The sequence below is a fragment of the Pandoraea pnomenusa genome (assembly GCF_000767615.3).
Lineage (GTDB): Bacteria > Pseudomonadota > Gammaproteobacteria > Burkholderiales > Burkholderiaceae > Pandoraea > Pandoraea pnomenusa.
Window position 1 is genome coordinate 4501933 of sequence record NZ_CP009553.3, and the last position, 25566, is coordinate 4527498.

Sequence of the window (25566 nt, forward strand, 5' to 3'; positions counted from 1 at the left end):
CCGCGATGAAGGCGGCGGCGCGCCAGGCGTGCGCAGAAGCGACAACCCTGCACCGACGACCAAAGTCGAGATCGACGGCGCATGGGAACCTTCGGCATCGCGCGGCGCGCGCGGCGACCGGTCGCACGCCACGCCGATGCGCCTTCGATTTCCTCATCACTTCACGCACATCATGCCCAGTTACGACCTCGCGCAAACGCTCGTCGAAGCCCTGAAGTTGATCGGCTGCGATCCCAGCAAGATCGACGCCGTCGACAATCATTCGCCCATCGAGCTGACGTTCAACGCTTCGCCCAGCATCATCGTCGAAACCCTCGAGAATCAGGTGTGCAGCATTCACGCGGTCGTGGCCACCGACGAAGCGGCGCGATTGCACCGGGCCAACAGCGAGCGGCTGCTGCAATTCCTGATCGAGCCCGCCGAATGGGCCGTCACCGGACACGTGCAATTGCGCGAGCGCGACAACCGCTTGATTCTTCACGCACAGGTCAGGGAAGACGCCGCGGCAGAACCGGAACCCTTCGCGCAAGCGCTAACCGACTTCTATGACCGGATCAAGCTCTGCCGCGAACATCTGCGCGCGTGATCCTCGCGATCTTCTCCATTCCGCTTTCCGGCCCCCCGCCTCGCCCCCCTGTACATCCTGCGCTCGCCCCCCGCGCGCCGTAGCGCACCCAATGGGCGCCCCCGCCCCTCGCTGCCGCCCAGCCACCCACACCACCGCTATCGCGTCTCGTCGCCCTCGCGGGCGAGCTCCGTCCTCCATGCATCGAGCGCCTCGTCGAGTGCCTCGCGTTGCGTTTCGTCGCGGAAGCACCCGTCATGTGCCGACTTCACCAGGCCGGTGAGTTCGCGCGCGAACGCATATCGTATTCGCGGCGTCGCGATGCCCAGATAGTGCGCCCGCTGCGACAGCCATTCGACGCCCGCCCACGACTGATCGAGCAACGTGAGCGTCTCGGAGATCATGGTGTCGGTCTCGAACGTACGGCAGCCCGCCGCGCGCATCGTCGTTGCCGACGCCTCGCACGAAGCCTCCAATGAGAGGAACAGCACAACGCGGCGCAAATCGTCGACGACCTCCGCCAGGCGCCGCACGTCGGCATCCGCGTGCGTCGCGCCGAGCTCCATGCCGAGGGCTTGCATCAGCGCGCGCAAGCGTGCGCGTCGCTGCGGAAATCGTCGACATGTATCGAACCATTGCGTCAGCGACTGCTGCGGTCCCTGCGACTGACGATAGAGCGACTTGAGTTGTTGCAGCAACGCGGCGCCCGGACGGCGGCCGCCGCCGCACTCCAGCGCGGCAAACGCCTCGATCGCCCAGGTCTGCGTATCCGTCAGCACTTCCAGCGTCTTTCGCAATCGGGAGCGCGTCGGGTGGTCAAGGCCGCTCTCGGCCAGCCAGGCCGCAACGACCAACGCCGCGTGGCCGCCCGACAACTGCGCCTGTCGAATCCGTTGGAGCGGATCGGGAACGAACGGCAGATCGCGCAGTTGCTCGCGAATCGTTTCGAACTGCGCACCGTGCACGCGCGCGTAGCGAATCATCTGTTGCTCGAAGAGCGCCCGCGCACGCTGCTTGTCGTCGCGAATGTCGCGCAGGCCTGTGCGTCGAAAGCGCACACCAAGCGCGAAACTGAGGTTCTCCTGAGACTCGGCGACAGCGGCTTTGTCGTTCTGCGCGATCGCCGCTTCGATCAACGCGACATGCCCGGGCACGTCGGTCGTCGGGTCGTGCGACAGACGCGCATGCCCCTCCAACGCCAGCCACGCCTGCGCATCGGGGGGCTCGGCGGTACTGCCCGCCTGCGCGGACCCGGCCTCCGTAGGCATCGACGAACGCACGCGCTCAACCATAGGCGACCTCCAGTCCGGGGCCGGGATGCAGGCGCGCCAGGATCGCCGCCAGATCGGCGTCGAGGTCCAGGCAAACAGTGACCCACTCGCTTTCGATGCGCGCCTGACGCCCGCTCAGCGCCGGGTCTGGCACGCACGCCAGCACGATGTCCGCCGCTCGCAGCGCGTGCGCCACGACATCGCGATGCGCGGGTGGAACCCGCAGCGTGAGCGCGCCCTCCCTTACGAGATCGGGCAATGCACGCGCAACACGCAGTGCGTAGCGCTCGCCCACTTCCATCGCATCGACGAAACTCGACAGCGCGACACCCATCGCATCGGCCACGCGCCGCTCCAGCGAACGAACGATGTCGCGCTCCAGCGCGGCTTCTCCGGCCAGCCATTCGACGGCTTGCATCACGGCGTCGTGACGCGCCGCCTCCGCCATCGCCGCCGCCTCCTGCCCGGCCTGCTCGCGCGCCTGCGCCAGCCACGTCTCGCGCAAGGCCTGCGCATCGCGCCGCGCCTGCTCGCGCTCCGCCAGCGCGGCGTCGCGCTCGGCCTGCGCCTGCGCCATCCACTGCACCCGCTGGTCCGACTGGCCGCGCAGACGTGCGAGTGCGTCAGCGCAAACCACGGGCCCCGCCGGCGCGGGGCCCTCGATCGTCGTGATCGCCGTCAATGCGATTTCGATGACATACATAGCATCCTCTCGAGCGCCGCGAGGCGCGCCCACATGTCGTCGTCGGCCACGCCATCGGCGATGCCCCCACCCGCCTCGGCGGCATCGTGCGCCGGTGGCAGCAAAATGCGGGCCGCAGTGACGATCGTTGCCAGGTCGGCCGCATCCGGCATCGCGACGGCATCGAGGCATCGCCCGGTGCGGCGCATTGCCGCCGCCACGATCCGATCGGGCGGACAGGTCGCCCGCGCGGGCCATTCGGCACATGCGAGCAGCAGGCGGTCGCATTGCCAGGCGTCGAGCCATGGCGACAGCGCGCGACGATACGCGCCGAGCAACAGATAGTCGGGGCACCCCATCGTTCGCAATCCATACGCCACCGCCACGCGGCGCAGCGTCGGCAGACGCCGCAATCGCGCTTTTGCGGCTTCGCTGCATGGGGGTACCGCGTGCGGCCCCCGTGCCTCACGAACGGCAGGCCAACCGCGGCGCACGATCAGTTGCGCGTCGATGGATGCGCGACATGCAGGATGTCGACGGTAGGCGTCTCGCCATGGCGTCATCTCGAAGGCATGCCACCACCCTTCGTCCATCTGTCCTCCCGGCTGCCAGATCAGCCTTGCGAGTCGGACCGCACCCGTGTCGCCGCGCGCCGTCATGCGGGCTTGCCCGCGCGCCGACGCAGCCATCGTCCCCACACCGCACGCCTGCGCCATGCCATCGCGCCGCCCACGGACAGCACGGTGCCCGCGAGCGCCAGGCTGGTCCATTGCAGCACCGGACGCCAGCGCGCAGCGCCGCCGACCGACGGTGGGACCGCTCCCGAACGTGTCTCGATTGCCGCACGCGGCAGGCGATAGTCGGCCGGCTGGAGCACGACGCTGATGCGCTCCGGCGTCACGCCGGGCACACTGTCATGCACGAGGCTGCGGATGTCGGTTATGCGTTGCGTCATGTTGATCTCCGGGCTGTATTTCACGAAGACGGCAACGCCCGGCGGCAAGGTCGCGCGCCCGGCCGAATCCACGGGCACCTGCGCGATGGAGACCTCGGCCACCATGACACCATCGAGCGCCGCGAGCATGCGTTCGAGCCGTTGCTCCTTGAGAAAATTGAGCTTCGCCTGCTCCTGCACCGGCGAGCTGACGAGTTGTCCTGGCGGGAAGACGTCCTCCACCGATGCACGCTTCTGGCGCGGCAGCCCATGCTGGCGCAGCACCTCCACCCCGCGGACGAAGTCGCTGCGCTCGATGCGAACGGTCATGCCCGACGTATCGGCGCGCTTGTCCGCCTGGAGCCCCGATACGAGCAGCAATGCGAGCATCTGATTCGCCTCGGTCTCGCTCAATGCACGATGCAGTTCGACCTTGCAGCCTGCGAGCGCAAGGACCAGCGCGCCGCCAACGCACCAATGCGCACAGCGGCACACGCGCCGACGTATACGTTCGCACCCGGCCACCGACATCGCACCCGGGCGAACGGGACGGGCGATGCCAACACCGTGCGTCATTGCATGTGCACCAGCTTGTTGACCCCTTGCGTGGCCGCGCCCGCCACCTTGGCCACGAACTCCAGCGAGAGTACGCGTTCCGTCAGATCGCGCTGCGCGGCGAGCAGACGCACCGGGTCGTTGCGCGTGCCCGCCTGCGCCGTGATTCGCTCCGCCAGGCGTTCCGTATCGCCCGCGAGCCTGCCTGCCGCATTCAGCAGATGGTGTTCCGGCAATCCGGGCGCGTTTGCCATGGCTTGCGCGAAGCCGACGGCGTCGGCTTCGCCGGCATGGGTCGTTGCGAGCGCCGCGTTGGTGGGCGACGCCGTGTCCACCGCCTGGGCAGCGACTTCGAAGAGTCGGGAAAGCGTCATGATCGGGAAGTGTGGAAGATGTCGGAAGTTCGGGATGCGGCAACCGGCGTCGGGGCGATCGGTGCATCCGGTGCGACCCGCCCGCCCGCCGAAGGACGTGAAGCCGCCCAGCACGCGAGGGCATCGGCCGTCGCGTCCGCGGCCGGCGCGCCGTTGCGCGCTTCGGCCAGCAAGCCGCCGGCCGCCACGGTGTCGCCAAGCGCGATCGACAGCGCCGCCTGCAACCAGCGACACGTATCGGGATCCGGCACCAGCGACGGCAATGCGGTCAGAATCGTGCGAGCCTCGTGCGCCATGCCGTGATGCGCGCCCGCCAGCGCGAGCTCCACGAGGCATTGCCGTACGGAAGCGTCGAGCCACTGACGACCCGCATCGCCGTCGGCCGGCGTGGCGTGCGTCATGTCTGTCATGCGATCTTGGCAATGATGCCCATCAGCGTGTCCTTGATGAGCTTGATGGCCGCACTGTGCAACCCGACCATCGTCGAGTACTGCTGCAGGCGGAACTGCACGTCGAGCATATGTCGCGGATCGTTGACCTCCTGCGTGCGCACGGCCTGCGTGGCTTCGTCCGACATTCGGCGCACGCCTTCCGACATGCCGCGGTGCACTTCCTCGACGTTCATTGCACACCTCCCTCGGCGACCGCCCCCTGCCCGGCCACCAGATCGGCACGCAGCGCGGCGTAGGCCTCGGCGCGCGGCGTCGCCACCCGGCGGGCGCCGCGCATCGGCGGGGCACCGAGCCGGATCTCGGTGGGTGCGCAGTCGAACCGCTTGCGGAAGGTGTCGGTGAAATGCGCGTGATTGGTGAAGCCGCACTCGAGCGCGATGTCGAGCACCTTGTGACGCGTGGAGAGCAGCAGGTCTCGGGCGAGTCTCAGCCGCCGCTCCAGCAGCCACTGCTTGGCAGGCATGCCGTACGTCTGCTGAAAGAGGTAGCGGAACTTGCGCAGCGGCATGCCGAACTCTTCGGCCAGACGCCCCACCGGCCACGGTCGGTGAAAGTTGGCCTCGACAAAATCGAACAACGAGTGGCTGCCGGCGATGGTCTGGCGCAACATCGCGGAAAAGTAGCGTTGATCGCGGCACAGGCAATAGACGTAGAAGAAGCGCAGCATCGCCATGCGGTCGACGTCCTGCAACGCCATCGCCACGTCGACCATGCTCGGTTCGAGGATCAGCGTGCGCGCCGCCTGCCGATGGAAGACGCCAAGCGGTCGACGGTCGAGCAGGTCGACGACATCCGGGTAAAGCGCCTGCAGATCGCAGGCATGAAAGTCATGCGACACCACGGGCCCCTGGGCGTCCATCGTGGCGTCCGAACTGGTCGCCGTCATGCTGCCGGCGGGAAGGGTATGCACGAGACCGTTCACGATCAGTTTCACGTCGTGGCGGCTGATCAGAAATCGCACCGTACTCATTGGCTCCTCCTCTGACGGCATTCCGTCTGCGGGATGACAAAATCGAAGGCCCAACGATAGGCGAGTCCGCGCACGGGCATCATCCGGTGGACACCTTAATGTCGCGCGCGGCGCCCTGCCGTTTTGGTTTTTGGGAAGAAAACTGTCGGAAAAACAAAAAACCCGATGCCCCATCGCATCGGGTTCCGGAAGCGGACGCCACGCCGTCGTGCGTGACGTGCGGCCAACGCGTCAGGCGATCGCCGCCGGCGAAAAGCTGTCGGCGCGCGCCATGGGCCAGTACGTCTCGTAGAGCTGATAGCGGAACTGGCCGCGCAGCAGATCGCCGGGCGCGAGATACTTCAGCGACTCCGACATCAGGCGAATCTCGTTGGACGACACCCGCCGCACGATGTGATGCGCGCGCAACTCCGACGGATGCGAGAGTCCCGCGGCCTGAATCAATTCCTGAAGCGCATGCAGCGTCTGCGAGTGGAACTGGTGCACGCGCTGCGCCTTGTCGGGCACCACGAGCGCGCGCTGACGCAACGGGTCTTGCGTCGCGACACCGGTCGGACACCGGTCGGTATGGCACTTCTGCGACTGAATGCAACCGATCGCGAACATGAAGCCACGCGCGGAATTGCACCAGTCGGCGCCAATGGCCAGCGTGCGGGCGATGTCGAACGCCGTCACGATCTTGCCGGACGCGCCGATACGGATCCTGTCGCGCAGCCCGGCGCCCACGAGCGTGTTGTGCACAAGCAGCAGACCTTCCTGCAGCGGCGCGCCCACGTGATCGGTGAACTCCAGCGGCGCGGCGCCCGTGCCGCCTTCCGAGCCGTCCACGACGATGAAGTCGGGCAGGATGCCGCTCTCGAGCATCGCCTTGACGATGCCGAAGAATTCCCACGGATGGCCGATGCAGAGCTTGAAGCCGGTCGGCTTGCCGCCCGAGAGCGTGCGCAAGCGGTCAATGAACTGAAGCAGGCCGAGCGGTGTCGAGAATTCGCTGTGACGCGACGGCGAGATGCAGTCCTGGCCCATCGGCACGCCGCGCGTGGCCGAAATCTCGGGGGTGATCTTCGCGGCCGGCAACACACCGCCGTGCCCCGGCTTGGCGCCTTGCGAGAGCTTCACCTCGATCATCTTCACCTGAGGCGTGGTGGCCTGCGCCGCGAACTTCTCGGCATTGAACGTGCCGTCGTCGTTGCGACAGCCGAAGTACCCCGACGCCACTTCCCAGATCAGGTCGCCGCCCTGCTCGCGATGGTGCGGCGAGATGGACCCCTCGCCGGTATCGTGCACGAAGTTGCCGAGCTTTGCGCCCCGGTTGAGCGCGCGAATCGCGTTGGCCGACAGCGCGCCGAAACTCATCGCGGAAATGTTGAAGATCGAAGCGGAATAAGGTTGCGCGCGATCCGGGCCGATGGTGATGCGAAAGTCGTGACCGTCAAGGACCGTGGGCGCGAGCGAATGGGCGATCCACTCGTACCCCGTTGCCTTGACGTCGAGTTCGGTGCCGAAGGGTCGACTGTCGACGTCCCCCTTCGCGCGTTGATAGACGATGCTGCGCTGCGCGCGCGAGAACGGCGTCTCGGAGGTGTCGTCCTCAACGAAATACTGACGGATCTCCGGCCGGATGAATTCGAACAGAAATCGGAAATGTCCCCAGAGCGGGTAGTTGCGCAGCACGGCGTGACGCTGCTGCACGACATCCCACACGCCGAGCGCGACGAGTGCGGCAAACGGAAGCGGCCACAGCGGATGCCAGCCGTCGACGAGCACCAGGGCGAGCGTTGCCACCAGCAACGCGACCGCCAGCCAGAGAGCCAGGAATCGGCGCGAAAACATGAAACCTCCTTGCTTTTGGGGGGACCGGCACCGGCGCACGGCCGGGTGTTCCCCCGGCGAGCGCCGACGGCGTCAGTGCGAGTTGAGGATGGTGTGCTTGCGCTTCGCGTCGCGCGTCGGCGGTTCGGTGCGGACCGACGCAGGCGACGCCTGCGACACGGACGCCGAGGTGTCCGGCGTGGCGGGGGTGGTCGCGGCGATGATGCCGCCGCCGAGGCAGATCTCGCCGTCGTACAGCACGGCCGACTGTCCGGGCGTGACGGCCCATTGGGCCTCCGGGAACGACAGCGTAAGCGCCTGCGAGCCATCGGCGCGCACGACCTCGCAGGCGGCATCCGCCTGGCGGTAGCGAGTCTTGGCGCCGCAGCGGGTGCCCTCGGCGGGCGGCTCGCCCGCGACCCAGGACAGGTCCTCGGCGTCGAGCGTGGCCGAGAGCAGCCACGGATGGTCGTGCCCCTGCACCACGTACAGCGTGTTGCTCGCCATGTCCTTGCGGGCGACGAACCACGGCTCGCCGGAACCGTCGCGGCTACCGCCCAGGCCGATGCCCTTGCGCTGACCGAGCGTGTAGAACGCCAGGCCCACGTGCTCGCCCACGACAGCGCCGTCGGGCGTCTTCATCGGCCCCGGCGTCGTGGGGAGGTAGCGATTGAGGAAGTCGCGAAACGGACGCTCGCCGATGAAGCAAATGCCGGTCGAATCCTTCTTCTTCGCGTTGGGCAAGCCGATCTGCGCGGCGATCTCGCGAACCTTCGTCTTGGGCATTTCGCCGAGCGGGAACATCGTGCGCGAGAGTTGCGCCTGATTGAGCCGATGCAGGAAATAGCTCTGGTCCTTCGTGTGGTCGAAGGCCTTGAGCAACTCGAAGCGTCCGTCGTGCTCACGCACGCGCGCGTAGTGCCCCGTCGCGATGGTCTCGCCGCCGAGCGCCACCGCATGGTCGAGAAATGCCTTGAACTTGATCTCGGCATTGCATAGCACGTCCGGATTGGGCGTGCGTCCCGCCGAATACTCCCGCAGGAACTCCGCGAACACGCGGTCCTTGTATTCGGCGGCGAAATTCACGGCCTCGACGTCGATGCCGATCAGATCGGCGACCGACACCACGTCGATCCAGTCCTGCCGGGTCGAACAGTACTCGCTGTCGTCATCGTCTTCCCAGTTCTTCATGAACAGGCCGACGACGTCGTAACCTTGCTGCTTGAGCAGCCATGCCGTGACCGACGAATCGACGCCGCCCGACATGCCCACCACTACGCGTTTTTGACTCATGTATTGCCTTGCCCACCGGTCGTGACCGGATGGGACTGAAGTATGGCGAGGTCGTAACGTACCCCACGCAGGTAATCGTCCATGCAGCGCTCCAGAATCGGTGACCGGTGGCGTGCGCGCTGGGCGCGCACTTCGTCCGGTGTGAGCCACAGCGTGCCGACGATGCCGTCGTCGAGCGTGCGCGAGGCGTCGAACTCGCCGAGCGTGCCGGTGAAGGTGAAGCGCAGGTACGCGATGTCGTCCGGCCCGGGCGCAAGATAAATCCCCACCAGATGCCTCGGCTCGAACCGGTATGCCGTCTCTTCCAGCACCTCGCGGCGCACGGCGTCGACGATCGACTCGCCCGGCTCCAGATGGCCGGCGGGTTGATTGATCAGCAGCCCGGCACGCTTTTGCTCTTCGACAAACAGAAAACGGCCGTCGCGTTCGACGACCGCCGCCACCGTCACGTTGGGCTTCCAGCGTGCATCCATGCGACTTCCTCGCGAGAGACGGGTCGCCCGGCTCACCCGGGACACCGCCCGGAAGTTACCTCGCGGACGTGATCCCCGATAAAAACGTCATTTTACCGTCTGGCGGGGTTTGCCGCAGGCGACGCGCCAGTCGAACGACCGACCGGTCGGTTGGCGTTAGCCGCGATTATCCCGCGTTCGCGGCATATTGATATGCCGTTTGGTGCAATAGGCGCATCTGTAATCTTCGGGTAAGCTTCGAGCACCAGCAGTGTGCAGTGGCAGTACCGCATCACCGGTTTTTGCAGTAGTTCGTTTGCAGTGGTTTGTGCAGGACTAATGTCATCAGCGGCGAAACAGGTAACGCGCCTGCCCCGGCAGCGCACGCGCTGCGGCTCCTTGGCCGTTGATGAGATCAGTTCACAAACCCAAGGAGAGACACAATGAAAATCGGCATTCCCGCCGAGACGCTTGCCGGAGAATCCCGTGTCGCGGCCACGCCCGAGACGGTGAAGAAACTGGTCGCGTCGGGACACCAGGTCGTGATCGGGCATGGCGCCGGCAACGCCGCCAGCGTACCCGATGCCGCCTTCGAGGCTGCCGGCGCCACACTGGGCAGCGCAGCCGACGCCCTTGGCGCCGAGCTCGTACTCAAGGTACGTGCGCCGTCGCCGGAAGAACTCGCTCAGATTCCGCGCGGCAGCGTCGTGGTCGGCATGCTCAATCCGTTCGATGCCGAGAACAACGCGCGCATGGCGGCGGCCGGCGTGACCGCCTTCGCCCTGGAAGCCGCCCCGCGCACCACGCGTGCGCAAAGCATGGATGTCTTGTCCTCGCAGGCCAACATCGCCGGCTACAAGGCCGTGATGCTCGCGGCCAACCTCTATCAACGCTTCATGCCGATGCTCATGACGGCCGCGGGCACCGTGAAGGCGGCGCGCCTGGTCGTGCTCGGCGCCGGTGTGGCGGGCTTGCAGGCGATCGCCACCGCCAAGCGTCTGGGCGCCGTGATCGAAGCCTCGGATGTGCGCCCGGCCGTGCGCGAGCAGATCGAATCGCTCGGCGCCAAGTTCATCGACGTGCCGTTCGAGACCGACGAAGAGCGCGAGATCGCCAAGGGCGTGGGCGGCTACGCGCGCCCGATGCCCGCCGCATGGCTCGCGCGTCAGGCGCAACTGGTGCACACGCGCCTCACACAGGCCGACATCGTGATCTCCACCGCCCTGATCCCGGGGCGCGCGGCGCCCACGCTGATCGCTGAAGACACCGTCAAGGCCATGAAGCCCGGCTCGGTGATCATCGATCTGGCGGCCGGACGCGGCGCGAACGGCGGCGGCAACTGCCCGCTGTCGGTGGCCGACGAAGTCGTCAAGGTCCACGGCGTGACCATCGCCGGCTACACCAATCTGGCGGGCATGGTTGCGGCCGATGCGTCCGCGCTGTACGCGCGTAACGTGCTCGACTTCCTGAAGCTGGTGATCGACAAGGAAGGCAAGCTCGTCATCGATACCAACGACGACATCGTCAGCGCGTGCCTGATGTGCCGCGACGGTCAAGTGCTGCGTGCGGCTTAAGGGGGAGCGGACATCATGGAAATGATCAATCACACGGTGATCAATCTGATCATCTTCGTGCTGGCGGTGTACGTCGGCTATCACGTGGTGTGGAACGTCACGCCGGCACTGCACACGCCGCTCATGGCGGTGACCAATGCGATCTCGGCCATCGTGATCGTGGGGGCCATGCTGGCGGCGGGCCTCACTGAAGGCGCGCTCGGCAAGACGATGGGCGTGGTCGCCGTGGCGCTGGCCGCGGTGAACGTGTTCGGGGGCTTCCTCGTCACGCAGCGCATGCTGGAGATGTTCAAGAAAAAAGACAAGGCCCCGGCGAAGACGGCGGCCAACGACGAAGCCGCGGCAAAGGGAGCGCACTGACATGAGCATGAATCTTGTGACGCTGTTGTACCTGGTCGCGTCGATCTGTTTCATTCAGGCGCTCAAGGGCCTGTCGAATCCAAAGATGGCGCGCCGGGGCAATGCCTTCGGCATGATCGGCATGACGATCGCCGCGCTTACCACTGTGGCGCTGATCTTCGAGTTGCGCAAGCTCTCGAACGGCAATTTCTCGGGCCTCGGCCTGATTCTGGCGGGGCTGGTCGTCGGTGGCGGCATCGGCGCATTCGTCGCCCGCAAGGTCGAGATGACGAAGATGCCGGAGCTGGTCGCGGCAATGCACTCGCTGATCGGTCTGGCGGCCGTGTGCATCGCGGTGGCCGCCGTGGCGGAACCGGCTGCATTCGGCATCGTGCCGGCCGGCGAGACGCTGCTGCCGCCGGGCAACCGCATTGAGCTGTTCATCGGCACGTTCGTGGGCGCGATCACGTTCTCGGGCTCGGTCATCGCCTTCGGCAAGCTCTCGGGCAAGTACAAGTTCCGACTGTTCCAGGGCGCGCCGGTACAGTTCACGGGGCAGCACACCGTGAACCTGCTGCTCGCGATCGCGATGATCGGCTTCGGCGTGATCTTCTTCCTGTCGCAAAGCTGGCTGCCGTTCATCCTGATGACGGCCATCGCCTTCGTGCTCGGCGTGCTCATCATCATCCCGATCGGCGGCGCGGACATGCCGGTGGTCGTATCGATGCTGAACTCCTACTCGGGCTGGGCGGCCGCGGGGATCGGCTTCTCGCTGAACAATCCGATGCTCATCATCGCGGGATCGCTGGTGGGGTCCTCGGGCGCGATTCTGTCGTACATCATGTGCCGCGCGATGAACCGCTCGTTTTTCAACGTGATCCTCGGCGGCTTCGGCGCGGCGCCAGGCGCGAGCGCCGCCGGCGGCGAGCAGCAGCAACGCCCGGTCAAGTCGGGCTCGCCCGACGACGCCGCGTTCCTCATGAGCAACGCCGAATCGCTGGTGATCGTGCCGGGATACGGCCTCGCCGTGGCGCGCGCCCAGCACGCCCTCAAGGAACTGACCGACAAGCTGGTGGAGAAGGGCGTGAACGTGCGCTACGCGATTCACCCGGTCGCGGGCCGCATGCCGGGACACATGAACGTGCTGCTGGCCGAGGCCGAGGTGCCGTACGACCAGGTGCTCGAGATGGACGAGATCAACGGCGAGTTCGGGCAGACGGACGTGGTGCTGGTGCTTGGAGCGAACGACGTGGTGAACCCTGCCGCGAAGAACGATCCGCAGTCCCCGATCGCGGGCATGCCGATTCTCGAGGCGTACAAGGCCAAGACGATCATCGTGAACAAGCGCTCGATGGCTGCTGGCTACGCCGGTCTGGATAACGAACTGTTCTATCTCGACAAGACCATGATGGTGTTCGGCGACGCGAAGAAGGTCGTCGAGGAGATGGTCAAGGCAGTCGAATGATCGCTTGCGGCCTGGCCGCTCTCGCTTGACCCGATGCGGGGCTGCCACGGCAGCCCCGCGCTACAATGCGCGCTTCTCATTGTCCTCCGAGACCGCGCCATGACCCTCGGCATCGTCGCCGCACTCCATGAAGAAATCGCCGACCTGCTCGCCGAGATGGCCCCCGGGGCGCATGTCGAGCATGTCGGCATGCGCGACTATCACGTCGGAACCCTGCACGGTCACGACTGTGTCATCGTGCTTGCCCGCGTGGGGAAGGTGGCGGCCGCGGCGACCACGGCAGCCCTGATCCATCGCTTCGATGTCGGCGAAATCGTGTTCACTGGCGTGGCGGGCGGCCTCGCGCATGGCCTGTCGGTCGGCGATGTGGTGGTCGCCGACACGCTCGTGCAGCACGACATGGACGCCAGCCCCATCTTCCCCCGGTTCGAGATTCCGCTGCTCGGACGCCATGCGTTCGACACCGAGACGCCCCTGCGCGACGCGCTCGCGCAGGCCGCCCGCGAGTGGCTGGCCACCGACATGGCCGACGAGGTGCCGGCATCGCTGCGCGCACAGTGGCACATGCATGCACCGCGCGTTCATGTGGGACAGATCGCCAGCGGCGACCGGTTCGTCTCCAGCGCGGCGGAAGTCACGCGCCTGCGCGACGCCCTGCCCCGAACGCTTGCCGTCGAAATGGAAGGCGCCGCCGTGGCGCAGGTGTGCCATGAGTACGGGGTGCCGTTCGCGGTGATGCGAACATTGTCCGATGCCGCCGACGACGATGCGCACGTCGACTTTCCGCGCTTTCTGCGCGAAGTGGCCAGCCACTACTCGCACGGCATTCTGCGGCGTTTTCTGCTCTCGCGGCACGCATGATCGCGCGCGCCAAAGCTCCGGGCAAAGGACCATGAAAAAGACCGGCCAGTGGCCGGTCTTTTTCGTGACGCCGGAGCGATGGCGGGGCTTACGCCTGCGGCGCGCCTTCGTCCGCCTTGCCCTCGCGCTTGCGCACCGAGCCCGCGATCAGGTCGAAACGGAAAAGGCGGCATTCGAGTGCGCCGTTGTACAGCGGCGTGCGTCGCGATTCGCGCAGACGCATTTGCCCCGGCAGGCTCATGTCGGCGGTCAGCAGAAATGCGCTCCACCCGGTAAAGCGTTGCTTGAGCACGTCGCCGAACGCGCGGAAGAACGCCGCGTCGACGCCATCGGGCTGATTACGCTGGAAACCGCCGCGATTGCCCTGCACGTCGGGCGAATCGCCATCGTCGGCATCGCGCGAGGGGCGTCGGCCGCGCACTTCGATACGTTCGCCGTACGGCGGGTTGGCCACGATGATGCCCGGCCGATCCACCGGCGGCGACATGTCGCGGGCGTCCACCTGTTTCAGGCCGATGTCGCCTACGCCGGCGCGCTCCAGATTGGCGCGTGCCTTGACCAGCATGTCGCCGGAAATGTCGCTGCCGAAGATGGTCGGGGGCACACCGCGCACGCGCGCGTCGCGCTGCGCGTCCATGGCCTGCACTTTCAGCGTTTGCCAGGCCGTGATGTCGTAACCCTTGAGCTTCTCGAACCCGAAACGTCGCCCGGCACCCGCCGGCACGCCCAACGCGATCTGCGCGGCCTCGGCGAGAAACGTGCCGCTGCCGCACATCGGGTCGTAGAGCACCATGTCGGCGGCCGTGTCCGTGCGCCAGCCGGCCAGTCGCAGGATCCCGGCAGCGAGGTTCTCGCGCAGCGGGGCGGCGCCCTTGTCCAGGCGCCAGCCGCGCTTGAACAACGCTTCGCCGGAGGTATCGAGATAGAGCGTGACGTCGGTCGCCGTCAGGAACGCGAACACGCGCACGTCGGGTTGGGCGGTATCGATGTTCGGGCGCGCGCCGGTCTTCTCGCGCAAACGGTCGCAAACGGCGTCCTTGATGCGCAGCGTGACGAATTCGAGACTGCGCACCGGGGCCTTGATGCCCGTGACGTCCACACGCAACGTCTGCTGATAGCCGAACCAGTCTTCCCAGCGCTGCGACAGCGCGAAGGCGTAAATGTCCTGTTCGGTGCGGTAGCCCTGCTGGGCCACGCGCAGCAGCACGCGGCTTGCAATGCGCGAATGCAGGTTGGCCGCCATGCCGGCCGCCCACGGACCGGCGAAATGCACGCCACCGGGCACCTGTTTGCCCACCGAGACGGGCGCCAGACGGCCCAGTTCAGCCAGTTCGGCGGCAAGCGCCTCTTCCAGTCCGCGAGGACAGGGCGCGAAGAATTCGAAGGAAGCCATTTCGATGCGTACGGCCGGCACATGACGTGCCGGCGCAGGGAATAAACCGCTATTGTACGCGTGCCGCGCCGGCCGACATCAGCGGCGCGCCGCCCGGGCAGGCGGCGAGTTTGTGCAGCAGCGTCTCGACGATGGCGTCGGGCGATTCACGGATGTCGATGATCAGCGCGTCGCGCGGTTCTTCCAGCGTGTCGAACTGACTTTGCAGCAAGGCAGGGTCGAAAAAATGCCCCGAGCGCGACGCCAGCCGCTCGCCGATCACCTCGGGGGCGCCCTTCAGGTAGACGAACACCACGTCGCCGTCGTGCTCGCCGAGCACGTCGCGATAGCGCGAGCGCAGTGCCGAGCAGGCGAACACGTGATGACGCCCCGCCAGCCGGCGCGCCACGATCGCTTCACGGATCGCCGCAAGCCACGGCGCACGATCGTTGTCGTTGAGCGCCTCGCCGCGGCGCATCTTCTCGATGTTCGCGGGGCTGTGAAACGAATCCGCGTCCGAAAAACCGCAGCCCAGCCGGTCGGCCAGCCTCTGCCCGACCGTACTCTTGCCGCTGCCCGATACGCCCATCACCACGACGATCATGGCTCGCCTCCTTGTCACCTGCCGACTTGCGTCGGCGTGTTGCCGGTGTTGCCCGCCCTGCATCGCGACCTCAGACCACCGTCGAGAGGCCAAGCGTGAGCAGCAACGCCACTACCGAAATGATCGTCTCGCAAACCGTCCAGGTCTTGAAGGTCTGCGGCACGGTCATGTTGAAATATTCCTTCACCAGCCAGAAGCCGCCGTCGTTCACGTGCGAGAGGATCAGCGATCCCGCGCCCGTGGCGAGCACCATGAGCTCCGGCTTCACCGTGACACCCGCGGCGGCCGCGATCGGGGCGACGATGCCGCACGCCGTGGTCATGGCCACCGTGGCCGAGCCCGTCGCGATACGGATCAGCACGGCCACCAGCCAGCCCAGCAGCAGCGGCGAGAGGTGGGCATTGTTGGCCACATCGACGATCGCCTTCGACACGCCGCTGTCCATCAGGATACGCCCGAAACCGCCACCGGCTCCCACCACCAGCGTGATCGTGGCGATGGGCGCGAGACACTCGTTCGTGAACTTCAGGATCTGGTCGCGATTGAAGCCGCGCTGCTTGCCGAACGTGAAGAAACTCACCAGCGTGGCGATGAGCAGCGCCATCACCGAGTTGCCGATCAGGCGCAGGAAGTCGTTGGCGAACGTCTTAGGCGCGAAGATCAGGTCGGCCCAGCTCCCGAGCAGCATCAGGATGACCGGCAGCAGGATCGTGAACAGCGTGATGCCGAAACCCGGCAGACGATCCATCGGACGATCGGCCTCGACGAATTGCGCAAGCAGCGGATTGTCCGGGTTGGGCACCACGTGGCGCGCCATGAGCTTCGCGAACAGCGGACCGGCGATGGCCGCCGTCGGAATGCCCACGATCAGGGCGTACATGATGGTGTGCCCGATGTCGGCGTTGTAGGCGGTCACGGCCAGCAGCGCCGCCGGGTGCGGCGGAATCAGACCGTGCACGACCGACAGGCCCGCGACCATCGGAATGCCCACGAGCACCATCGACGTGCCGGTGCGCTTGGCCACGTTGAAGGCGATCGGAATGAGCAGCACGAAGCCGACCTCGAAAAACACCGGCAGACCGACGATGAACGCGATCACGACCATCGCCCAATGCACGTTCTTCTCACCGAAGAATCCGATGAGCGTGCGCGCAATGCGCTCCGCCCCGCCGGACTCGGCCATCATCTTGCCGAGCATCGTGCCAAGCCCCACCACGAGCGCGATGTGCCCCAGCGTGTTGCCCACGCCCGTCTCGAACGCCTTGACGATGCCGCCCATGGGCATGCCCACGGCCAGCCCGAGCACCAGAGAGACGACGATCAGCGTGATGAACGGATTCAGTTTGAAGCGCGCGATCAGCAGAATCAGCGCGATTACCGCGACAAGCGCGTACACCAGCAGCAAGTTGCCTTGCACCGCGACCATGGGGGAGTCTCCTCGTTTGGCTAGTTGGGCGAATGCCCGAGGGGCTTGCGCCCGATTATTGGAATCCTGCTTCCTGTTATTCGATACATCAATGCGGCGAGTCGATTCGCGCCGCCCGTCAGCCGCTCGTCAGCCGCGCGGCAGCGCGCTCGCGGCGCGTGCCAGGCGCGTAATGCCATCCCAGTCCTTCGCGTCGACGAGTGCCTTGGGCGTCAACCACGAACCGCCCACGCACACCACGTTCGGCTGAGCCAGGTACGACGGCGCCGACTCCGCGCTGATGCCGCCCGTCGGGCAGAACCGCACGTCACGGAAGGGGCCGTAAAGCGCCTTGAGCATCGGCACGCCGCCTGACGGCTCGGCCGGGAAGAACTTCACCGTGTCGTAGCCGTCGGCCAGCGCCGCGAGAATGTCGGACGGCGTGACCACGCCGGGCAGCAGCGGCAGGCCGGCCGCCCTGGCGGCCGCGCCCAGCGCGGGCGTGTAACCGGGCGAGACGCCAAAGCGTGCGCCCGCGGCCACGGCCCGCGCCATCTCTTCCGGGCGCGTAAGCGTGCCCACGCCCACGATCAGTTCGTCGGACAGCCCGGCCACATGGCGAATGACGTCCATCGCCGCCGGGGTCCGCAGCGTGATCTCGAGCACCCGTACGCCGCCGGCAAGCAGCGCGCGCGAGACCTGCTCGCCCTGCTCGATGTTGTCGAACTGGAGCACCGGAACCACGGGGCCGGCACGAACGATGTCATTGATGTCCATTACGTTTTCCTTGAATGCAGCGACGTGCCCCGCACGTCACTCGGTACCGAAGAACACGGAAGCGCCGGTCTCCGCCGCGCCGACGGCGGCGCGCATGTGACCGAAGAGCAGACGTCCGGTGTCGTCACCCGAGACCGGCACCGGTGCCGCCTCGCGCGCCGACCATGCCTGCGGGGCCACTTCCGCGTGCAGCATGCCTGCGTTCGCATCCAGCACGATCAGATCGCCGTCGCGCACCCGGCCGAGCGGGCCGTCGGCGGCAGCCTCGGGCGACACATGAATCACGGCCGGCACCTTGCCCGACGCGCCCGACATCCGGCCGTCGGTCACGAGCGCCACGGCAAACCCTTCATCCTGCAAGACGCCCAGCAGCGGGGTAAGGCGATGCAGCTCGGGCATGCCATTCGCGCGCGGCCCCTGGCCACGCAGCACCACGACCACGTCGCGATGCAGTTCGCCTGCATCGAACGCGGCCTGAACCGCTTCCTGCGAAGTAAATACGCGCGCCGTTGCGGCCACGCGCCGATGCTCCGGCTTGACCGCCGACACCTTGATGACGCCGCGCCCCAGATTGCCGTGCATGAGCCGCAGTCCGCCATCGGGGGCGAACGGCTCGGCATGACCGCGCAACACGTCACGATCACCACTGTAGGCGCTCCCTGCGCGCCACGCCAGCCCCTCGGGCGAGAGCCACGGTTCGGCACGGTAGCGCGCCAGGCCCGGGCCGGCCACGGTCCGCACATCGGCATGCAGCAGTCCCGCGTCGAGCAGTTCGCCGATCAGGAAGCCCATGCCGCCGGCCGCGTGAAAGTGGTTCACGTCGGCCTTGCCGTTCGGGTAGACGCGCGCCATGAGGGGCACCACGGCCGACAGCGCGTCGAAGTCGTCCCAGTCGATGACGATGCCCGCGGCACGCGCCATGGCCACGAGGTGCAGCGTGTGATTGGTCGAGCCCCCCGTGGCCAGCAGGCCGACGATGCCGTTGACGACGGCCCGCTCGTCGACCACATGGCCGATGGGGGTGTACTCGGCCGTGTCCGCGCCGATGGCCAGCACGCGCGCCAGGGCCGCATCGGTGAGCGCGTCGCGCAAGGGCGTGTGTGGGTGCACGAACGCCGCGCCGGGAAGATGCAGGCCCATGATTTCCATGAGCAGCTGGTTGCTGTTGGCGGTGCCGTAGAACGTGCAGGTGCCGGCGCTGTGATACGCCTTCGATTCGGCGTCGAGCAGCGCGTCGCGCCCAACCTTGCCGGTCGCGTACAACTGCCGGATCTTCGCCTTGTCGTCATTCGACAGGCCGCTGGCCATTGGGCCGGCCGGCACGAAAATCGTTGGCAAATGGCCAAATTGCAGCGCGCCGATAACGAGGCCCGGCACGATCTTGTCGCAGACGCCGAGCATCAGCGCGGCGTCGAACATGTTGTGCGAGAGTGCCACGGCCGTGCTCATCGCGATGACCTCGCGCGAGAACAGCGACAGCTCCATGCCCGCATTGCCCTGCGTGACGCCATCGCACATGGCCGGCACGCCGCCCGCGACCTGCGCCGTGGCGCCCAGCCGGCGGGCCGCTTCGCGCAGGCGCGCCGGGTACTGCTCGTACGGCTGGTGCGCCGAGAGCATGTCGTTGTACGCCGTGACGATGCCAACGTTCGGGCGACGCTGCTCGCGCAGCATCAGCTTGTCGTTGGCGGGCATGGCGGCGAAACCGTGCGCCAGGTTCGCGCAGGACAGCGCGCCACGCTGCGGAAAGCGGCCAGCGCTCGCGTCGATGCGGGCGAGATAAGCCGCACGGCTGTCACGACTGCGCGCCGCAATGCGCGCCGTAACGGCCATCACGGCCGGGTGCAGGGGCTTCGTTTGCTCAGACGTCATGCCGATGGGGCGGTGCGATGCACTCAGGGTAGGGGCGATTGGGAGCGGAGTTTAGTAGAAATTCTACACACCATCAATCAAAAGCCATCCGCATTCGGGGTTATACCGATTATTTTCTTGTATTTACCTATCTTTTTGCCGTATTGAGAAATAAACATCCACAATATGAAATTGCAAATTTATGTAGTTTTTGTACAACTTCAGGGCAATGCCGACGGAATTCCGCGTCGGGATACGGTGCGGCGCCACGCCGCACGGGTGCTATAGTGGTCGCCAGACGCCGGACCCGCCGCGCGCCCAGACGGCGCTCGACCTCACGGCGAAACGGGGAAATGGCGCGTGGCGACGTTCCAACGTCTCACGCGCCTGCTTTTGTTGGTGCCTGCCATGCTGAACCGAATTGAAGCCACGCTGACCCAGTTGCGTCCGTCCGAGCGCAAGCTCGCGACCTACGTGCTCGACGCGCCGCGCGAAGTCGTCGACCTGTCGATGAACGAACTCGCCGAGCGCGCCAACGTGAGCCAGCCGACGATCGCGCGCTTTTGCCAGGCGGTCGGTTGCAGCGGGTACCGGGAATTCAAGATCCGCCTGGCGCAGGGCATCGCCCAGGGCGTGCCTTTCGTGCACCGCGACGTGCGGCCCGACGAGCCGGTGCCCGGCATTGCCGGCAAGGTGCTCGATCGCACCATCGGCAGCCTGATGCAGGTGCGCAACAATCTCTCGCCCGACAGCATCGGGCAAGCCATCGATCTGCTCGCCCGCGCGCGCCGCATCGAGTTCTATGGCGCGGGTGCGTCGGGCATCGCCGCGCAGGACATGCAGCACAAGTTCTTCCGTCTCGGCGTGCCCTCGGTGGCCTACAACGACCCGCACGTCTACGGCATGTCCGCCGCGCTGCTCGGCGAAGGCGATGTGGTCGTGGCGATCTCCAACACGGGGCGCACGCAGGATCTGCTCGAAGCCGTCGGGCTCGCGCGCGCGGCCGGTGCCAGCGTGATCGCGATCACGCACAGCAATTCGCCGCTTGCGCGTCAGGCGAGCGTGGCGCTGTTCGCGGACGTCGATGAAGACACGGACGTGTATTCGCCGCTCACGTCGCGCATCTCGCATCTGGCCATCGGCGATGTGCTGGCGGTGGGCATGGCATTGCGCCTGGGCGACCGCCTGCCGTCGCAGCTCGCGCGCGCGAAGGAAGTGATCAACCGGCGTCGCACTGCCGTCGACGGCAACCCATCCACGGCGCGCGGCGGCACCTGAAACGTCGCGACGCCGATGATCCGAGCGCACGGCGCTGGAAGGGCAAGTCGTACCGGCGGGGCTGGGTTTCGTATTGCACGGAACCCAGCCCTTCGCGTTTGCAAGCCTGCCGGCGAGATACCGGCGGCGAATGCGGCCGTCGAATTCCGGGTCACGCCGGGTCACGCCGGGTCACGCCGGGTTACGCCGGGTTACGCCGGGTTACACCGGGTTACAGCGGATCACGCCGGATCGAGTATTCAGCCTTGCCGCGCCTGCGGGTTGACCGCATTGCGCAGCGACCTGCCGCCGAGCGCGGCGATCAGGTTGTCGGCGGCGCAAGACGCCATTGCATGGCGCGTCTCGTGCGTGGCGGAGCCAATGTGGGGCAGCGCCACCACATTTTTCATTGTCAGCAGCGGCGAATCGACCGGCACCGGCTCTCGTTCGAAGACATCCAGGCCTGCGGCGCGCAAATGTCCCGACGCGAGCGCCCCGATCAACGCCGCTTCGTCGATCACCTTGCCGCGCGCCGCGTTGATGAAGATCGCCCCGCGCTTCATTTGCGCAAACTCGTTCGCCCCGATCAGGCGCTCCGTCGCAGGCGACAGCGGCACGAGCGTCACGACGAAGTCGGCTTGCGCGAGCAAGTCGGGCAACGCCCGATGTTCGGCGCCGTAGGCCGCTTCCGCGGCCTCGTTGCGCGATCGGTTGCTGTACAGCACCTTCATGCCGAAGCCGAGCGCGGCGCGGCGCGCCACGGCGCCGCCGATGCGCCCCATGCCGACGATGCCCAGCGTCTTGCCGTGCACGTCGGTGCCGAAATGCGCTTCGCCCAGACTTGCCTTCCAGCCGCCCGCCTTCACCAGCTCGGCGAGCTCGACCACGCGTCGCGCGCTCGACAGGATCAGCGAGAAGACGGTATCCGCCGTCGTCTCGGTGAGCACGTCGGGCGTATTCGTGAGCACGATGCCGCGGCGCGTGAGATCGGCCACGTCGAACTGATCGTAGCCCACCGAAATGGTCGCCCACGCCTTGAGCCGGGGCGCCGCATCGAGCAACGCGGGCCCGACGTTCAGGCCAACGCCGATGGCACCGTCCGCATGGCCGAGCGCCGCCATGAACGCGGCGCGATTCCCATCGTTCACACCATCGAATTCCGTGAGCGAGAACGCCTCGGCCAAACGGGCCCGCACATCCGGAGGGACGCCCTTGTACAACACCACTTCCGCACGACTCATCGTGTTCACTCCTGGGGAAGATTGCCGCCGAACGCCACGGGCGACATGGCCGGCAGACCCGCTCGGCGCGACCGGCACGCGGCGGCCTCACGGCATCACGGCATGACGGCGTCACGCCGGTGCGACACTACCGCACCACTAAGAAAACATCACAGCGACGCGACGGCGGGATTCCCACGTCGCGACGGTACGATTACGCGCCACGGGCCTCGGCGAACGCACGCTCGAGAAAATCGAGACGGTCCTGCCCCCAATAGGGCTGGCCCTCGAAGACGAACCACGGCGCGCCGAATACGCCGCCACTCGCCGCTTCCTCGGTATTGGCGTCGTAGGCGGCCTGCACGCTCGCCCCGTTGGACGCCGCAAGCAGCGACTTGCCGTCGAACTTCAGCGCGTCGGCAATCGCCTGCAGCGTGGCATCGTCGGCAATGTTGCGCTCCTCGACCCAGAGCGCCTTAGAAATGGCGCCCGTCAGCGCCAGCGCCTTGTCCGTGCCGAGCGCCAGTTGCGTCGCCACGATCAGCCGCGCCGCCGGGTCGCCCGCGACAGGGAAGAACTTGGGCTGGAGATTGAGCGGCATGCCGAGATATTTCGACCAGCGCGCCAGCTCGACGAGGCGATACGCCTGTCGCTGCGGCGCGCGCTTGGCCAGCGGCAGACCGCCGGAGCCGGCGAAGACGCGCCCCAGGTCCATCGGCTTGAGTTGAATCTGCACGTCGTAGCGGCGCGCGAGGTCGATAAACCGCGCGTGCCCCAGATACACGTAAGGCGACGGCGGTGACACAAAGTAGTCGCAGGTCAGGCTCACGTCAGACTCCTCTCGACAGTCGGTGAATCGCGCCCTATCGGCGCGCGAAATGGGTCACAACACGGGTAACACGACAGGCACTACGACGAATCGGGCGTCGAACGAGACAGCATGCGACGCCGAGCACGACGCAGGGCCCTATGCCGACGCAACGCATCGGTGACGACACTCCCGCCACCGACGTGGCGCATCAGAACGGCTTGACCACGGCGAGGATCACCGCGCCCAGCAACCCGAGCACCGGGAATTCGTTGAAGTAGCGATACCAGCGGTGCGAGTGCGTATTGCGCCCGGTCTCGAACTTGCGCAACAGGCGGCCGCAGGCGTGGTGATAGCCGAGCAGCAGCACCACGATCAGCAGCTTGGCGTGCAACCAGCCGCCGTGACGACCGATGCCGTAGTACAGCCAGAGAATCAGACCGAAGGCGAGCGCGGGCACCGCGAGGATCGTCATGAAGCGGTAGAGCTTGCGCGCCATGAGCAGAAGACGTTGCGTGGCCGCGGGATCGCTCTCCATCGCCAGGTTGACGAAGATGCGCGGCAGATAGAACAAACCGGCGAACCACGAGGCGACGAAAACGATATGAAACGCTTTGATCCAGAGCATCGGGGACGGGGCGGCCCGCACGCAGGCCGTCGAATATTTTGAACAGCAAGCAATGTACAACAATCCGTCACATCGCGAGACGCACCCTCGCGCCGGACCAGCCGGGCGCGCTGCGGCAAATCGACGCGATCCCGTTCGGCGGGGGCTCGCACCCCGCGCCTTGCCCTCGCCTGCCCGCCGCCCCGCCTCCGAGGCGGGTGCCTCGTTGCGTCTCGCCCGCCAAAACATCCCTCCCGCGCCGCTGCCGCCGGTTTCGGCAACGCCCACGCACGCCTGTGCCAGAATACGGACCATATTGGTTTTTCCGCCCCCATCGGCGTCACGCGCCGGTCACTGGCTCCCGCATGAGAATTCTTGGCATCGACCCCGGACTGCGCGTCACCGGCTTTGGCGTACTCGAAAAGCACGGCAACCGTCTCCAATATGTGACGAGCGGCGTCATTCGTACCGGCGAAGGCACGTTGCCCGCGCGGCTGCGCATCATCTTCGAGAGCGTGGCGGAACTCGTCGACACCTACCGGCCCGATCAGGCCGCCATCGAAAAGGTGTTCGTCAACGTCAACCCGCAATCCACGCTGTTGCTCGGGCAAGCGCGCGGCGCGGCCATCACCGCGCTGTCGGTCGGCGGTCTCGAGGTGTTCGAATACACGCCGATGCAGCTCAAGCAGGCGGTGGTCGGCTACGGACGCGCCCGCAAGGAACAAGTGCAGGAAATGGTCACGCGACTGCTCACCCTGTCCGGCACCCCGGGGAAAGACGCGTCCGATGCGCTCGGCGTGGCGATCTGCCACGCCCACAGCGGCGAAACCTTCTCGGCCCTGGCCGACGTCTCCCCCGCACTCGCGGCGAAGGGCCTGCGCGTGCGGCGCGGGCGGCTCGTCGGCTAGGCGTCGCAGGCCCGACATGCCTCGCAGGCCGCCCGGTCGTCCCGCCCCGGCAAGCCACGCCTGAAGCGCTACAATGCAGCCATGATCGAAACCGACAAACTCGCCGCCGAGCGCATCATCGCGCCGACCCCGGCCTCGCCCAACGAGGAAGCCTTCGAGCGCGCGCTGCGCCCCAAGCTGCTCGACGAATACGTCGGCCAGCGCAAGGTGCGCGAACAGCTGGAAATTTTCATCGAGGCGGCGCGCAAGCGCGCGGAGCCGCTCGACCATGTGCTGCTGTTCGGCCCGCCCGGCCTTGGCAAGACGACGCTCGCGCATATCGTCGCCCGTGAAATGGGCGTGCATTTGCGTCAGACATCGGGCCCCGTGCTCGAACGTCCGGGCGACCTGGCCGCGCTCCTGACCAACCTCGAAGCCAACGACGTCCTCTTCATCGACGAAATCCACCGGCTCTCGCCGGTCGTCGAGGAAATCCTGTATCCGGCGCTCGAGGACTACCAGATCGACATCATGATCGGCGAGGGCCCCGCCGCGCGCAGCGTCAAGCTCGACCTGCAACCGTTCACCCTCGTGGGTGCGACCACCCGGGCGGGCATGCTGACCAACCCGTTGCGCGATCGCTTCGGGATCGTGGCGCGCCTGGAGTTCTATACGGCCGACGAACTGGCCGGCATCGTGCGTCGCTCCGCCGGACTGCTCGGCGCCGCCATCGTCGACGACGGCGCCTTCGAGATCGCCCGTCGCGCGCGCGGCACGCCGCGAATCGCCAACCGCCTGCTGCGCCGCGTTCGCGATTACGCCGAGGTGAAGGCCGACGGCCGCATTACCGCGGCGGTCGCCGACGCCGCCCTGTCCATGCTCGACGTCGATCCGGTCGGCTTTGACGTGATGGACCGCAAGCTGCTGGAAGCCGTGCTCCACAAGTTCGACGGCGGCCCGGTCGGTGTGGACAACCTCGCCGCGGCCATCGGTGAAGAGCGCGACACCATCGAAGACGTGATCGAGCCGTTTCTGATTCAGCAAGGCTTTCTGCAACGCACGCCGCGCGGACGGGTGGCCACCCTGGCGGCCTACCGCCACTTCGGACTGGCCGCCCCCGGCAGCCTGCCGGACACCGGCTCGCTCTGGTCGCAGGACGCCGACGGCAAGTAACGCGCC

At 66.8% G+C, this 25566-nt stretch carries 27 protein-coding genes; 8 read left to right on the plus strand and 19 right to left on the minus strand.

Annotated elements, in window-relative coordinates:
- Window positions 1–172 precede the first annotated feature (172 nt).
- Window positions 173–586 (plus strand): InvB/SpaK family type III secretion system chaperone, encoded by a 414-nt coding sequence (locus LV28_RS44125; RefSeq protein WP_150565604.1) that lies wholly within the window; start codon window positions 173–175, stop codon window positions 584–586.
- A gap of 137 nt (window positions 587–723) precedes the next feature.
- On the opposite strand, the gene LV28_RS44130 is transcribed toward LV28_RS44125, so the two are convergent.
- The 11 genes from LV28_RS44130 to LV28_RS44180 all read right to left on the minus strand — a co-directional run bounded on the left by LV28_RS44130 (window position 724) and on the right by LV28_RS44180 (window position 9381).
- Entirely contained in the window at window positions 724–1857 is a 1134-nt protein-coding gene (locus LV28_RS44130; protein WP_038619853.1) for a TyeA family type III secretion system gatekeeper subunit, read from the minus strand.
- Window positions 1850–2539: a hypothetical protein gene (locus LV28_RS44135; RefSeq protein WP_025249799.1), complete on the minus strand. Its 690-nt coding sequence runs from the start codon at window positions 2537–2539 to the stop codon at window positions 1850–1852. The genes LV28_RS44130 and LV28_RS44135 overlap by 8 nt, the downstream gene beginning before the upstream one ends.
- Complete coding sequence (locus LV28_RS44140; RefSeq protein WP_160117967.1) at window positions 2515–3177, minus strand: type III secretion system domain-containing protein; 663 nt, start codon at window positions 3175–3177, stop codon at window positions 2515–2517. Before LV28_RS44140 ends, LV28_RS44135 begins: the two co-directional genes overlap by 25 nt.
- The gene (gene sctJ, locus LV28_RS44145; protein ID WP_023597467.1) at window positions 3174–4028 is read right to left on the minus strand and encodes a type III secretion system inner membrane ring lipoprotein SctJ; all 855 of its coding nucleotides are present in this window, start codon (window positions 4026–4028) and stop codon (window positions 3174–3176) included. Before sctJ ends, LV28_RS44140 begins: the two co-directional genes overlap by 4 nt.
- Window positions 4025–4381: a type III secretion system inner rod subunit SctI gene (sctI, locus tag LV28_RS48905; RefSeq protein ID WP_023597468.1), complete on the minus strand. Its 357-nt coding sequence runs from the start codon at window positions 4379–4381 to the stop codon at window positions 4025–4027. Before sctI ends, sctJ begins: the two co-directional genes overlap by 4 nt.
- Window positions 4378–4791, minus strand: a complete 414-nt coding sequence (locus LV28_RS48910) for a DUF1039 domain-containing protein (protein ID WP_115344461.1) — start codon at window positions 4789–4791, stop codon at window positions 4378–4380. The genes sctI and LV28_RS48910 overlap by 4 nt, the downstream gene beginning before the upstream one ends.
- On the minus strand, window positions 4788–5006 hold the full coding sequence (sctF, locus tag LV28_RS44160; protein ID WP_023597470.1) for a type III secretion system needle filament subunit SctF: 219 nt from the start codon (window positions 5004–5006) through the stop codon (window positions 4788–4790). Before sctF ends, LV28_RS48910 begins: the two co-directional genes overlap by 4 nt.
- On the minus strand, window positions 5003–5803 hold the full coding sequence (locus LV28_RS44165) for a helix-turn-helix transcriptional regulator (protein WP_023597471.1): 801 nt from the start codon (window positions 5801–5803) through the stop codon (window positions 5003–5005). Before LV28_RS44165 ends, sctF begins: the two co-directional genes overlap by 4 nt.
- 231 nt (window positions 5804–6034) lie before the next feature.
- Window positions 6035–7636, minus strand: coding sequence for an FMN-binding glutamate synthase family protein (locus LV28_RS44170; RefSeq protein ID WP_023597472.1), 1602 nt, complete (start codon window positions 7634–7636; stop codon window positions 6035–6037).
- A 72-nt stretch (window positions 7637–7708) separates the two neighbouring features.
- A complete protein-coding gene (mnmA, locus tag LV28_RS44175; RefSeq protein ID WP_023597473.1) occupies window positions 7709–8908 on the minus strand; it encodes a tRNA 2-thiouridine(34) synthase MnmA in 1200 nt (399 codons plus the stop codon).
- Window positions 8905–9381, minus strand: a complete 477-nt coding sequence (locus LV28_RS44180) for an NUDIX hydrolase (protein ID WP_038619844.1) — start codon at window positions 9379–9381, stop codon at window positions 8905–8907. Before LV28_RS44180 ends, mnmA begins: the two co-directional genes overlap by 4 nt.
- Window positions 9382–9803: 422 nt before the next feature.
- Here LV28_RS44180 and LV28_RS44185 point away from each other — a divergent pair, with 422 nt between their 5' ends.
- The 4 genes from LV28_RS44185 (at window position 9804) to LV28_RS44200 (ending at window position 13599) form a co-directional block, all read left to right on the plus strand.
- A complete protein-coding gene (locus LV28_RS44185) occupies window positions 9804–10934 on the plus strand; it encodes a Re/Si-specific NAD(P)(+) transhydrogenase subunit alpha (protein ID WP_023597475.1) in 1131 nt (376 codons plus the stop codon).
- A 15-nt stretch (window positions 10935–10949) separates the two neighbouring features.
- Window positions 10950–11294: an NAD(P) transhydrogenase subunit alpha part 2 gene (locus LV28_RS44190; RefSeq protein WP_023596913.1), complete on the plus strand. Its 345-nt coding sequence runs from the start codon at window positions 10950–10952 to the stop codon at window positions 11292–11294.
- Window position 11295: 1 nt separating this feature from the next.
- A complete protein-coding gene (locus LV28_RS44195; RefSeq protein WP_038619840.1) occupies window positions 11296–12738 on the plus strand; it encodes an NAD(P)(+) transhydrogenase (Re/Si-specific) subunit beta in 1443 nt (480 codons plus the stop codon).
- A gap of 99 nt (window positions 12739–12837) precedes the next feature.
- Window positions 12838–13599 carry a 5'-methylthioadenosine/adenosylhomocysteine nucleosidase gene (locus LV28_RS44200; RefSeq protein WP_023597478.1) on the plus strand — a complete coding sequence of 254 codons (762 nt, stop codon included), beginning with the start codon at window positions 12838–12840 and terminating at the stop codon, window positions 13597–13599.
- Window positions 13600–13687: 88 nt separating this feature from the next.
- Here LV28_RS44200 and LV28_RS44205 read toward each other — a convergent pair whose 3' ends face one another.
- The 5 genes from LV28_RS44205 to edd form a co-directional block, all read right to left on the minus strand.
- Window positions 13688–14992, minus strand: coding sequence for a THUMP domain-containing class I SAM-dependent RNA methyltransferase (locus LV28_RS44205; protein ID WP_023597479.1), 1305 nt, complete (start codon window positions 14990–14992; stop codon window positions 13688–13690).
- A 49-nt stretch (window positions 14993–15041) separates the two neighbouring features.
- Window positions 15042–15575: a gluconokinase gene (locus LV28_RS44210; RefSeq protein ID WP_023597480.1), complete on the minus strand. Its 534-nt coding sequence runs from the start codon at window positions 15573–15575 to the stop codon at window positions 15042–15044.
- 70 nt (window positions 15576–15645) lie between these two features.
- Window positions 15646–17001: a GntP family permease gene (locus LV28_RS44215; RefSeq protein WP_038619836.1), complete on the minus strand. Its 1356-nt coding sequence runs from the start codon at window positions 16999–17001 to the stop codon at window positions 15646–15648.
- Window positions 17002–17130: 129 nt separating this feature from the next.
- Window positions 17131–17757, minus strand: a complete 627-nt coding sequence (eda, locus tag LV28_RS44220; protein ID WP_023597482.1) for a bifunctional 4-hydroxy-2-oxoglutarate aldolase/2-dehydro-3-deoxy-phosphogluconate aldolase — start codon at window positions 17755–17757, stop codon at window positions 17131–17133.
- Window positions 17758–17793: 36 nt separating this feature from the next.
- The gene (gene edd, locus LV28_RS44225; RefSeq protein ID WP_038619833.1) at window positions 17794–19629 is read right to left on the minus strand and encodes a phosphogluconate dehydratase; all 1836 of its coding nucleotides are present in this window, start codon (window positions 19627–19629) and stop codon (window positions 17794–17796) included.
- 387 nt (window positions 19630–20016) lie between these two features.
- Between edd and LV28_RS44230 the strand changes: the two genes are divergently transcribed.
- Window positions 20017–20886 carry a MurR/RpiR family transcriptional regulator gene (locus LV28_RS44230; protein ID WP_038622064.1) on the plus strand — a complete coding sequence of 290 codons (870 nt, stop codon included), beginning with the start codon at window positions 20017–20019 and terminating at the stop codon, window positions 20884–20886.
- A gap of 239 nt (window positions 20887–21125) precedes the next feature.
- On the opposite strand, the gene LV28_RS44235 is transcribed toward LV28_RS44230, so the two are convergent.
- The 3 genes from LV28_RS44235 to LV28_RS44245 all read right to left on the minus strand — a co-directional run bounded on the left by LV28_RS44235 (window position 21126) and on the right by LV28_RS44245 (window position 23521).
- Window positions 21126–22106, minus strand: coding sequence for a 2-hydroxyacid dehydrogenase (locus LV28_RS44235; RefSeq protein WP_038622060.1), 981 nt, complete (start codon window positions 22104–22106; stop codon window positions 21126–21128).
- Between the two features lie 193 nt (window positions 22107–22299).
- On the minus strand, window positions 22300–22914 hold the full coding sequence (locus LV28_RS44240; protein WP_038619830.1) for a 2-hydroxychromene-2-carboxylate isomerase: 615 nt from the start codon (window positions 22912–22914) through the stop codon (window positions 22300–22302).
- A gap of 190 nt (window positions 22915–23104) precedes the next feature.
- Window positions 23105–23521, minus strand: coding sequence for a CopD family protein (locus LV28_RS44245; RefSeq protein ID WP_023597487.1), 417 nt, complete (start codon window positions 23519–23521; stop codon window positions 23105–23107).
- Between the two features lie 344 nt (window positions 23522–23865).
- Here LV28_RS44245 and ruvC point away from each other — a divergent pair, with 344 nt between their 5' ends.
- Together ruvC and ruvB are read left to right on the plus strand one after the other, a co-directional pair.
- On the plus strand, window positions 23866–24408 hold the full coding sequence (gene ruvC / locus LV28_RS44250) for a crossover junction endodeoxyribonuclease RuvC (protein ID WP_023597488.1): 543 nt from the start codon (window positions 23866–23868) through the stop codon (window positions 24406–24408).
- Between the two features lie 81 nt (window positions 24409–24489).
- Entirely contained in the window at window positions 24490–25560 is a 1071-nt protein-coding gene (ruvB, locus tag LV28_RS44255) for a Holliday junction branch migration DNA helicase RuvB (protein WP_023597489.1), read from the plus strand.
- The last annotated feature ends 6 nt before the right edge of the window (window positions 25561–25566 follow it).

Bases quoted from the DNA above. Each gene is read 5' to 3' on its own strand.
- LV28_RS44125 (WP_150565604.1), top strand. From the start codon at position 173: ATGCCCAGTTACGACCTCGCGCAAACGCTCGTCGAAGCCCTGAAGTTG.
- LV28_RS44130 (WP_038619853.1), bottom strand. From the start codon at position 1,857: ATGGTTGAGCGCGTGCGTTCGTCGATGCCTACGGAGGCCGGGTCCGCG.
- LV28_RS44135 (WP_025249799.1), bottom strand. From the start codon at position 2,539: ATGTATGTCATCGAAATCGCATTGACGGCGATCACGACGATCGAGGGC.
- LV28_RS44140 (WP_160117967.1), bottom strand. From the start codon at position 3,177: ATGACGGCGCGCGGCGACACGGGTGCGGTCCGACTCGCAAGGCTGATC.
- sctJ (WP_023597467.1), bottom strand. From the start codon at position 4,028: ATGACGCACGGTGTTGGCATCGCCCGTCCCGTTCGCCCGGGTGCGATG.
- sctI (WP_023597468.1), bottom strand. From the start codon at position 4,381: ATGACGCTTTCCCGACTCTTCGAAGTCGCTGCCCAGGCGGTGGACACG.
- LV28_RS48910 (WP_115344461.1), bottom strand. From the start codon at position 4,791: ATGACAGACATGACGCACGCCACGCCGGCCGACGGCGATGCGGGTCGT.
- sctF (WP_023597470.1), bottom strand. From the start codon at position 5,006: ATGAACGTCGAGGAAGTGCACCGCGGCATGTCGGAAGGCGTGCGCCGA.
- LV28_RS44165 (WP_023597471.1), bottom strand. From the start codon at position 5,803: ATGAGTACGGTGCGATTTCTGATCAGCCGCCACGACGTGAAACTGATC.
- LV28_RS44170 (WP_023597472.1), bottom strand. From the start codon at position 7,636: ATGTTTTCGCGCCGATTCCTGGCTCTCTGGCTGGCGGTCGCGTTGCTG.
- mnmA (WP_023597473.1), bottom strand. From the start codon at position 8,908: ATGAGTCAAAAACGCGTAGTGGTGGGCATGTCGGGCGGCGTCGATTCG.
- LV28_RS44180 (WP_038619844.1), bottom strand. From the start codon at position 9,381: ATGGATGCACGCTGGAAGCCCAACGTGACGGTGGCGGCGGTCGTCGAA.
- LV28_RS44185 (WP_023597475.1), top strand. From the start codon at position 9,804: ATGAAAATCGGCATTCCCGCCGAGACGCTTGCCGGAGAATCCCGTGTC.
- LV28_RS44190 (WP_023596913.1), top strand. From the start codon at position 10,950: ATGGAAATGATCAATCACACGGTGATCAATCTGATCATCTTCGTGCTG.
- LV28_RS44195 (WP_038619840.1), top strand. From the start codon at position 11,296: ATGAGCATGAATCTTGTGACGCTGTTGTACCTGGTCGCGTCGATCTGT.
- LV28_RS44200 (WP_023597478.1), top strand. From the start codon at position 12,838: ATGACCCTCGGCATCGTCGCCGCACTCCATGAAGAAATCGCCGACCTG.
- LV28_RS44205 (WP_023597479.1), bottom strand. From the start codon at position 14,992: ATGGCTTCCTTCGAATTCTTCGCGCCCTGTCCTCGCGGACTGGAAGAG.
- LV28_RS44210 (WP_023597480.1), bottom strand. From the start codon at position 15,575: ATGATCGTCGTGGTGATGGGCGTATCGGGCAGCGGCAAGAGTACGGTC.
- LV28_RS44215 (WP_038619836.1), bottom strand. From the start codon at position 17,001: ATGGTCGCGGTGCAAGGCAACTTGCTGCTGGTGTACGCGCTTGTCGCG.
- eda (WP_023597482.1), bottom strand. From the start codon at position 17,757: ATGGACATCAATGACATCGTTCGTGCCGGCCCCGTGGTTCCGGTGCTC.
- edd (WP_038619833.1), bottom strand. From the start codon at position 19,629: ATGACGTCTGAGCAAACGAAGCCCCTGCACCCGGCCGTGATGGCCGTT.
- LV28_RS44230 (WP_038622064.1), top strand. From the start codon at position 20,017: ATGCTGAACCGAATTGAAGCCACGCTGACCCAGTTGCGTCCGTCCGAG.
- LV28_RS44235 (WP_038622060.1), bottom strand. From the start codon at position 22,106: ATGAGTCGTGCGGAAGTGGTGTTGTACAAGGGCGTCCCTCCGGATGTG.
- LV28_RS44245 (WP_023597487.1), bottom strand. From the start codon at position 23,521: ATGCTCTGGATCAAAGCGTTTCATATCGTTTTCGTCGCCTCGTGGTTC.
- ruvC (WP_023597488.1), top strand. From the start codon at position 23,866: ATGAGAATTCTTGGCATCGACCCCGGACTGCGCGTCACCGGCTTTGGC.
- ruvB (WP_023597489.1), top strand. From the start codon at position 24,490: ATGATCGAAACCGACAAACTCGCCGCCGAGCGCATCATCGCGCCGACC.